The sequence below is a fragment of the Streptomyces sp. ME19-01-6 genome (assembly GCF_033793745.1).
GTDB lineage: Bacteria > Actinomycetota > Actinomycetes > Streptomycetales > Streptomycetaceae > Streptomyces.
In genome coordinates this window covers 1-4,510 of the sequence record NZ_JARAXF010000083.1, presented here as the reverse complement: position 1 = coordinate 4,510, position 4,510 = coordinate 1, and the positions used below count along the sequence as shown (strand labels likewise).

Genomic DNA, 4,510 nt, shown 5'->3' with positions numbered 1-4,510 from the left:
CCACCCCACCACCTGGCACCACCACCACACACCCACCCACCACCCCAACCTCCCCACCTACCCCTTCCAACACCACCACTACTGGCTCAACACCACCACTACCGCGAGCGATATGTCGGCGGCAGGCCTGGAACCGGCGCGGCATCCCCTGCTGGGCGCGGCGGTAGGGCTGGCCGATGGCGAGGGGTTGCTGTTCACCGGGCGGATTTCTCTCCGTACGCATCCCTGGCTGGCCGACCACGCCGTCGGCGGCGCTGTGCTGCTCCCCGGTACCGCCTTCCTCGAACTCGCCCTCCAGGCCGGTTCCCATGTCGACTGCCGTCGGGTCGAGGAGCTGACGCTGCACACTCCGCTCGTCGTACCGGAGAGCGCCGGCGTAGTGCTGCAGGTGACCGTGAGCGCGCCGAACGAAGCCGGAAGCCGGGCAGTGGATATCTACTCGCGCACCGATGTCGGCGGCCTCACCGCCGATTCGGGAGGAGAGTCATGGACGCGCCATGCCGCCGGGTACCTTGCCGGCAAGCCTGACCAAGACTCCGGTGAGTCGGTGCACGGCGCCGTGCTTGCGGGTGCATGGCCGCCGCCGGGTGCGGTCGCCGTGGACCTGGAGGAACTGTACGAGCGGCTGGCCGAGGGGGGTTTCCATTACGGTGCGGCCTTCCGGTGTCTGGACGCGGCCTGGCAACGCGGCGAGGAGGTCTTCGCGACCGCATGTAAGCCAGAAGGTGTGCTGGGTGACACGGCAGCGGGTCGGTTCGCGCTGCATCCTGCTCTGCTGGACTCCGCACTGCACACCATTCCCCTCTTGCCCTCGCTTCAGGGACAACCGGACAGCCGGCTCCCGTTCACGTGGACTGGAGTGACTCTGTGTGCTTCGGGGGCGACGGCCCTTCGTGTCCGGCTGAGGCCGGACGGCCACAGCCCGGGGGCGGTGTCGGTCGACGTGGCCGACGAGGTGGGTGAGCCAGTGGCATCGGTTCGGTCGCTGGCACTGCGGCCGGTGTCCAGGGCCGAGTTGCGAACGGCTGCCCAGGTCGCCCACCACGGCGCGCTTTTCGAGGTGCGCTGGGAACCCGTCCCCCAGCCCGCAGCGGCCGAAGAAGCCGACCCATGGGTGTTGATCGGGACTCAGGCCGAGGGCTTCGCCGCTCCGCCCGAGCGGACGTACGCCGATCTGGCCGCGCTCTGCGCGGCGATCGCCGACGACGCGCCCGTTCCCCGGACGGTCGTGGCCTGGTCCCCAGCGGGGAGCGAGCAGGAGCCGAGCGAGGCGGTACGTCATGCCACGCATCACATGCTGGGGCTCCTGCAGCAGTGGTTGGGAGACAGCCGGTTCGCCGACAGCCGCCTGGTGGTCCTCACGCGAGCCACGGTGGCCACGGCGCCGGACGAAGATGTGAAAGACCTGGCGGGAGCGGCGGTTCGGGGTCTGATCCGCTCCGCCCGGTCGGAGCACCCCGACCGATTCGTTCTGCTCGACCTGGATGACCGCGCGGCCGACCCCGAAGACCACGGCCGGACGCTGTCGATGGCCCTGGCCTCCGGAGAACCGGAAGTGGCCGTACGCGACGGGGTCCTGCGCGTGCCCCGGCTGAGCCCGATGACCGAACCTGTTCCACCGGCGGTGGCCGATACTTCCACCAAGACCACGGGTGAGCGTCCCTGGGTTCCCGACGGCACCGTACTCATCACCGGCGGCACCGGCAGCCTCGGCGCGATGCTCGCCCGCCACCTGGTGGCCACTCATGGCGTACGGCATCTGCTGCTCATCAGCCGTCGTGGCCTCGACGCCCCGGGGGCCAGGCGGCTGGAGGCCGAACTCGTGGAGCTCGGGGCGCGGGTGACCATCGATGCGTGCGATGCCGCCGACCGGCAGCAACTCGCGAGCGCATTGGCGGGGATCTCCGTCGACCATCCCCTGGCCGCGGTGGTGCACGCGGCAGGCGTACTGGAGGACGGGGTGATCACATCCCTCACACCGGATGGCGTGACCCGTGTCCTGCGGGCCAAGGTCGATTCCGCGCTCAATCTCCACCAGCTCACTCGCGACCTGTCGCTGTCCGCGTTCGTGCTCTTCTCCTCGCTGGCCGGAATGACGGGTTCGGCAGGGCAGGCCAACTACGCCGCTGCGAACGCCACCTTGGACGCGCTGGCGTGTCACCGGCGCGCCGCTCGGCTGCCGGCGGTGTCCTTGGCCTGGGGAGTGTGGGAGCAGGCCGGGGGCATGACCGGGCAGCTGGATGCCACAAACCAGGCACGGCTTCGCCGCTCGGGTCTGAGCCCGCTGGTCACCAGCGAGGGCCTGGAGCTCTTCGACAAGGCCCTGAGCTGCGGGCGCCCCCTGGTGGCGCCCGCCGCAATCGACATGGCGGAGCTTCAGACAACCGGGTCCGTTCCGCCGTACTTGAGGCAAGTGACGGGCGTTCCGGCCCGGGTGTCCGGGTCCCGAGACGCCTCGGCCGGTGGGCCGACGTCCTTGCGGCGGCGGTTGACCGGCCTCGGGACGGAAGAACGGCTACGGGAGGTGCTGCGGCTGGTGCGCTCCCGGGCGGCCGCGGTGCTGGGCCACGGCACGGCCGACGCTGTCCCGGTGGACTCTGCGTTCCGCGACCTGGGGTTCGACTCTCTTGCCGCGGTGGACCTGCGGAACCGGTTGCAGCAGGCTACCGGGCTGCGCCTGCCGGCCGGCTTGGTCTTCGACCGGCCGCGCCCCGACGTGCTCGCCCGCTTCCTGTGTGACGAGTTGGTCGGCGGTATGCCGGCGGCCACGGCCGCCCCTCCCGCCTCGGCCGTCGGCGGAGGAGCGGGCGAGCCGGTGGCGATCGTTGGCATGGCCTGCCGGTTTCCGGGAGGTGTGCGCTCGGCCGAGGGCCTGTGGGATCTGGTTGCCTCCGGTGTGGACGCGGTGGGTGACTTTCCCGCGGACCGGGGCTGGGAGGTGGAGCGGCTCTACGACCCGGACCCGGACCGAACCGGCACCTCCTACACCCGGCAGGGTGGGTTCCTTTACGACGCCGGTGAGTTCGACGCGGCGTTCTTCGGGATCGGCCCCCGTGAGGCGGTGGCGATGGATCCGCAGCAGCGGCTGCTGCTGGAGATCTCGTGGGAGGCGCTGGAACGGGCGGGGATCGATCCGGCGTCGATGCGGGGGAGTTCGACCGGGGTGTTCGCGGGGGTGATGTACCACGACTACGGCACCCGCCTGCGCGAAATCCCAGAGGGTTACGAGGGCTACATCGGCAATGGAAACGCGGGCAGCGTCGCCTCGGGACGTATCGCCTACACCTTCGGCCTGGAAGGGCCGGCGGTCACGGTGGACACCGCGTGTTCGTCGTCCCTGGTCGCTCTGCATCTGGCCTGCCAGGCGCTGCGGTCCGGGGAGTGCTCCATGGCGCTGGCCGGCGGGGTCACCGTCATGTCCACCCCCACCACTTTCGTCGAGTTCTCGCGCCAGCGTGGACTGGCGCCGGATGGGCGGTGCAAGTCCTTCGGAGCCGGTGCGGACGGTACGGGCTGGGCGGAGGGCGCGGGGATGCTTCTGGTGGAGCGCCTCTCGGACGCGCGGCGCAACGGCCATCGGGTCCTGGCGGTGGTACGGGGGAGCGCGGTCAACCAGGACGGGGCGAGCAACGGACTGACGGCGCCGAACGGTCCCTCGCAAGAGCGGGTGATCCGCCAGGCGTGGGCAAACGCGGGGGTGGCCGCGGTGGACGTGGACGTGGTGGAGGGACACGGCACGGGGACGACGCTCGGTGACCCCATCGAGGCCCAGGCGCTGCTGGCGACATACGGGCAGGGGCGGTCAGCCGATCGGCCGTTGTGGTTGGGGTCGATCAAGTCCAACGTCGGACACACCCAGGCCGCCGCGGGAGTGGGCGGCGTCATCAAGATGGTGATGGCCATGCGGCACGGGCTGCTTCCGCAGACCCTGCATGCCGAGGAGCCCTCACCGCATGTGGACTGGTCGGGCGGGGCGGTGCGGTTGCTGACGGAGCCGGTGCCCTGGCCGGAGCAGGGTCGGATGCGCCGAGCGGGCGTCTCGTCTTTCGGTGTCAGCGGCACCAACGCCCACGTCATCCTGGAACAGGCACCGCCCGCCGTGGAGACCCACGAACCGACCGCCCCCCGCACCGCCCCAGGCCCACTGCCCTGGGCCGTCTCAGGGAAGAGCCCGCAAGCGCTACGCGCCCAGGCCCGGCAATTGCACACGTTCCTGACCAACACCCCGGAGGTGGACCTGCTCGATGTCGGCCACACCCTCGCGATGGGCCGCGCCTCCTTCGAACACCGCGCCGTCGTGCTGGGCCAGGACCGCACCGACTTCCTGCACGGCCTCGAAGCCCTGGCGACCGACCAAGCCCACACCACCGTCATCACCGGCACCGCCAAGAAGGCCGGAGACCAGCCCCGGGTGGTGTTTGTGTTTCCGGGTCAGGGTGGTCAGTGGGCGGGGATGGGACTGCGGCTGCTGACCACCTCACCCGTCTTCGCCCAATCGATGAACGCCTGC

The 4,510-nt window shown here is 70.7% G+C and carries 1 protein-coding gene; it reads left to right on the top strand.

Features of this window, described 5'->3' with window-relative positions; genetic code table 11:
* Positions 1 to 4,510: type I polyketide synthase (locus PV419_RS52650; protein WP_319701207.1), on the top strand; the 4,510-nt coding region annotated here is incomplete at both ends.